This window comes from Anaerorhabdus sp. (genome assembly GCF_036637135.1).
Lineage (GTDB): Bacteria > Bacillota_I > Bacilli_A > Erysipelotrichales > Erysipelotrichaceae > Anaerorhabdus.
Genome location: NZ_JAVWNC010000092.1, coordinates 1 through 5,424, shown reverse-complemented (window position 1 = coordinate 5,424; position 5,424 = coordinate 1). Strand labels below are relative to the sequence as shown.

Below are 5,424 nucleotides of genomic sequence, written 5' to 3'. Positions count from 1 at the left end.
TTCATTGTTTAATAAAGCTGAAAATATTTGGATTTTTTGCGATAATTCTGGATACCTTACATCTGTCTTAGGTAAGACACTTTCAATCATCATATAGGTATTTAAACTTTCTTTTAAATACTCTACAAAAAGTTCACTTCTTTCTTTCATAAGGAAAGGTCCAAATGTAATATGAAGATCACTATAATTAGAATGATAATTTGTATTAAATACCACAACTTGATAGAAACGATCATCATAAACTAATCGTTCATCCATAATTGTAAAATGATGTTCCGATATCCATCGTCTTAAATCTATAATATCTTTATTTACTTGAACAATAATTTGTTTACACTTATATAAGTGTTCCATTCCATCTTCAAGAATTTCTCTACAGGTTCCAAATCCCATACCTGCAATAATAGCACAATCAATCTCCAATGGTACATTTTCAAATCCATTCGATTTAATTACTTCTATTTGACTCGATAAACCTTCTTCTTCAATATTTGCTTTCGCAATCTTACAAGGTCCATCAATGACATCACATGCATAGCATTTAGGTGATATACCTTCTTTGATACATGCAATGGGTATAAACGCATGATCCGTTCCAATATCCGCTACAACACTACCTTGTTCTACAAGACTTTTTATTGTCTCTAATCTTTTATTCAAAGTTTAACCTTTGTCGACAAAATCACGTAAACGTTTTGACCGTGTTGGATGTTTAAGTTTACGTAAAGCCTTTGCTTCAATTTGACGAATTCTTTCACGAGTTACATTAAATTCTTTACCTACTTCTTCAAGAGTTCTAGTACGTCCGTCATATAATCCAAAACGTAAACGTAATACTTTTTCTTCTCTCTCCGTTAATCCTTGTAGAACCATATTAATTTCATCTTTTAGTAATTGGTTATTTGCATATTGGTCAGGACTCATTGCATCTTTATCTTCAATGAAATCACCTAAGTGAGAATCATCTTCTTCCCCAATTGGAGTTTCAAGTGATACTGGTTCAAGTGCAATCTTTTGTATTTCTCTAACTTTTTCTGGTGAGATACCATCCATCTTTGCAGAAATTTCTTCTGCTGTTGGTTCTCTTCCTAAATCTTGTACAAGTTGACGTTGAATACGTGTTAATTTATTAATTGTTTCAACCATATGTACAGGAATACGAATTGTTCTAGCTTGGTCAGCTATAGCACGGGTAATCGCCTGTCTAATCCACCAAGTAGCATAAGTACTAAACTTAAACCCTTTTGTATAGTCAAACTTTTCAACCGCTTTAACCAAACCCATATTACCTTCTTGAATTAAATCCAAGAATAACATACCACGCCCTACATACTTCTTCGCAATTGATACAACAAGACGTAAGTTAGCTGAGATAAGAATACGTTTAGCTTCTTCATCCCCCTCTTCAATACGTTTTGCGATTTCAGGTTCATCATCCGCTTTAAGAAGTGGTACACGACCAATTTCTTTTAAATACATTTTTACTGGATCATTAATTCTGATATTTGCAGATTCAGCATAGTTAATTTCTAACATTGGTTTTACGATAGTTTCTACTTCATCTTCAATTTCCTCAGCATCATCTGCAAGAAAATCAATGTCATCACCACTATCTAATTCTTCCGCAATATCTTCATCTTCCGAAATAATAATTTCTTCTGCTGCAAACCATTCATATAAATCTTCCATTGAAGTATCATCTAAATCTAAATGATCCAACGAACTTAAAATATCATTTTGAAAAATTGCTTTATCTTTCTTAAAGATTTCTTTGTAATCTTCTTTCAATTCATCCAAAGTCTTTAATTGTTTTGTTTTTCCTTTACCCTTATAAATTTCAATCTTAGTTTGTTTCTTTGTTGCTTTTGGTGTATCCCCTTGGGCTTTCATATTCTCAATTACAGTTTCCAATTTATTCTTTTCTTCCTTTTCTTGCGAATCTTTCTTCACTTTTCCTACAACCTTTTCCTTTACTTCAGGTACAGGTTTTAACTCTACATTCTTTTTAATTGATTGAGTCGTTTCCGGTTTATCTTCATGAACAACTTTCTTTTTAACTACTGTTGTCTTGATGGGTTCGACTTTTTTAGTAATAGCCTTTTTAACTACAACTTCACTCGTTTTCTTAACAATATTCTTTTCGATAACTTTCTTCGGTTCAACCTTTTTTGTAACAGGTTTAGCCTTAACAGTTTCTACTTTCTTTGTTGGTTTTTGAATAACTTTTTTTACTTCTTTCTTAGTTGGTGTTTTCTTTGAAGCAACCTTAATAGGCGCAGCTTTAGCCACACTTTTCTTTATAGGTGCTTTAACTGGAGTCTTTTTAGCAACAACCTTCTTAGTTTCTACTTTTTTGGATACAACCTTTTTTGCAGGTACTTTAGCCACAACTTTTTTTACTGGAGCTTTTGCAGCAACTTTTTTAGCTACCACTTTCTTTGCAACAGTTTTTGTTGGAGCCTTTTTAGCCACGACTTTTTTTGCTGGAGCTTTAGCCACAGTTTTCTTAGCTGTCACTTTTTTCGCAACAACTTTCTTAGGTTCCACTTTCTTTGTAGCCACTTTCTTTGTAACAACCTTCTTTACTGCCTTAGGTGCTACTGTTTTGCTTTTTACGACTTTCTTCATCGATATACCTCCTAAGTTCCACTAAACTATTACTATATTCTTGCATCAATGCAATCTTGCTTTCCTCATTAACAATGGTTTTGATTTGCGTTTTAAGGTTTTGAACCTTCTCTTCCAACAACCATTTTTTAATTCGGTCTATCGCTCCAATTACAATTTCTTTTTCATAACTTTGTGGAATAGCTTCTAAAGTAGTTAAATCAATTAAATACTTTTTCAACTCATCACTTCTCAGTGAATCCATAAAGTCGGCAAGAACAATCAAATCAGTTTTCCGATACTCATCCAATATCATCATCGCAACTTTTTGTTGCTTTTCTCCGGTAAGAAATCCTAACTTTTCTTTATAGATTTCTGCTGCATCAATGCTTAATAGCATTTGTAACACGAGAATATCTTCTGCTTTATTTCTACCGTCTATGGTTTGAGCAATCGGTTGAACCCTCTTTGTTTGAACGATTTCTTTTTGTTTAGAAACTTGTGTCTCATTCAACATAGATTGAAAATTAAATCCAGTCATTGTTGACAATTGATGAGTAAAGTTCTGTCTGTCAAAATCATCGCTTAATAGTTTAATCTCACTCATCACTTCCTGTGCAAATTCTTTTTTGCTCGAGTAATTATCCAAGTCATATTTCGTACTTAAGTAGTCAAAGACAAATTCAATCCAAGTAATTGGTTTTTTCACCATTGCTTGTAATTTTTCTAGCCCAAACTCTTTGATAATCTCATCAGGATCATGTCCCGTTTTATTTGAAACGATTTCAACTTTACAACCTAACTCAATTGCCATTTTACTAGCACGATAAGTTGCAGCTTGACCAGCACGGTCTCCATCGTAACAAAATCTAATCGTTGAACTACATTGTTTCAATTGTTTCAATTGATTTGTTGTACATGCAGTTCCTAGTGTTGCACAAACATTGGTAATACCTGCTCGTGCAAATGCGATTACATCAGTAACCCCTTCTACCACTAAAATATAGCCCATTTTTCTTGCATCGTTTTTAGCACGATGATAGTTATAAACTGTATTTCCTTTTACATAAAATTCTGTCTCCGTAGTATTAATGTATTTACTTGGATTGTTGGGATCCATTGTTCTAGCACTAAAGCCGATTGGATTCCCATCCACATCATGTATCGGAAATGTGATACGTGATGTAAAAACATCGTGAATACCTGATTCAGTAATCTTTGTAACATTGGTAGCGATACAATCACTATCTTTGTATCCTTTTGCTTTTAGAAATTTAGTTAAATTGTCTGATTCATCATTGTATCCAATTTGGAACAATTGAATCATCTTTTCATCTAAACCTCTTTTATGTAAATATTCCTTAGCCGTTGAACCTGATGCAGAATTGAGTGTATACATCATATATTGAATTGCTTCATTCATGACTTTAAACCCGGCTTCTTTATGCGGATCAACTTGCTTAACGAAATCGTTTACGCTTACTTGTAAGGGCTGACCTATTAAGTCTGCTACCTTTATAACTGCTTCAGGAAAGGTAATGTGCTCATAATCTTGCACAAATGTGAATACATTTCCTCCAGCACCACACACAAAACATTTATAAATTTGTTTATCTTGAGAGATAGACAAGGATGGATCATGATCATCATGAAACGGACATACAGCTGTGAATGATTTTCCCTTTTTTACTAATGGGATAAATCGGCCAATAATATCCGCTATATCTGCGCTACTACGAACTTTTAAAATATCTTCATCATTCAAGCGCATAAGCAATCCCTCCTCTAGAATTTAATTGCTTTTGAAATATATTCTTTTACTTCACTTAACAATATTCTTTCTTGTTCCATCGAATCACGATGACGAATTGTTACACAACCATCATTTTCAGTTTCAAAGTCAACTGTGATACAGAATGGAGTACCAATTGCATCTTGTCTACGATAACGTTTACCAATACTTCCTGCTTCATCAAAATCACATGTAAAGTCACTTGCAAGATCTGCATATAACTCACGTGCCTTTTCACTTAACTGTTTCGATAATGGTAAGATACATGCTTTAATTGGTGCTAGCGCTGGCGAGAAATGCATAACAATACGTGAGTCATTTTCACCAAGATCCTCTTCATCGTAAGCTTCACAAAAGAACATTAAGAATAGACGCTCAACTCCTACCGCAGGTTCTACGCAATAAGGAATATATTTTTCATTTGTTGTTGGATCTAGATATTCCATTGAAGTTTTTGAGTGTTCCATGTGTCTTGTCAAATCATAGTTTGTACGATCTGCAATACCCCATAATTCACCCCAACCAAATGGATATTCATATTCAATATCACATGTACCTACAGAATAGAAACTTAATTCTTCTTTTGCATGTTCACGGAAACGTAAATTCGCATCACTTCCACCATTTAAAGATAAAATCCAATCCATACAGAATTTCTTCCAGTATTCATACCATTCCAAATCAGTACCTGGTTGGCAAAAGAATTCCATTTCCATTTGTTCAAACTCACGAACACGGAAAATAAAGTTACCTGGAGTAATTTCATTTCTAAATGATTTACCTACTTGTCCAATTCCAAATGGTAATTTCTTACGCATTGAGCGTTGTACATTTCTAAAGTTCACAAACATACCTTGAGCAGTTTCAGGACGAAGGAAAATCGTGTTCTTCGAATCCTCAAGAGTTCCTTGGAATGTTTTAAACATCAAATTAAATTGACGAATATCAGTAAAGTCATGTGCACCACAATCAGGACAAGCAATATGATTATCCTTGATGTATTGCATCATTTCATCATTTGACCA

At 33.7% G+C, this 5,424-nt stretch carries 4 protein-coding genes; all 4 read right to left on the bottom strand.

All coding sequences use genetic code 11. The features are described from left to right. On the bottom strand, positions 1 to 660 hold a 660-nt coding region (locus tag RR643_RS11105; RefSeq protein WP_332483250.1), incomplete at its 3' end, for a tRNA (adenine(22)-N(1))-methyltransferase. A gap of 3 nt (positions 661 to 663) precedes the next feature. Beyond that, positions 664 to 1,890 carry an RNA polymerase sigma factor RpoD gene (gene rpoD / locus RR643_RS11100; protein WP_442878364.1) on the bottom strand — a complete coding sequence of 409 codons (1,227 nt, stop codon included), beginning with the start codon at positions 1,888 to 1,890 and terminating at the stop codon, positions 664 to 666. A 700-nt stretch (positions 1,891 to 2,590) separates the two neighbouring features. Beyond that, positions 2,591 to 4,378, bottom strand: coding sequence for a DNA primase (gene dnaG / locus RR643_RS11095; protein WP_332470044.1), 1,788 nt, complete (start codon positions 4,376 to 4,378; stop codon positions 2,591 to 2,593). A gap of 14 nt (positions 4,379 to 4,392) precedes the next feature. Continuing rightward, on the bottom strand, positions 4,393 to 5,424 hold a 1,032-nt coding region (locus RR643_RS11090), incomplete at its 5' end, for a glycine--tRNA ligase (protein WP_332483249.1).

Bases quoted from the DNA above. Each gene is read 5' to 3' on its own strand.
- rpoD (WP_442878364.1), bottom strand. From the start codon at position 1,890: ATGAAAGCCCAAGGGGATACACCAAAAGCAACAAAGAAACAAACTAAG.
- dnaG (WP_332470044.1), bottom strand. From the start codon at position 4,378: ATGCGCTTGAATGATGAAGATATTTTAAAAGTTCGTAGTAGCGCAGAT.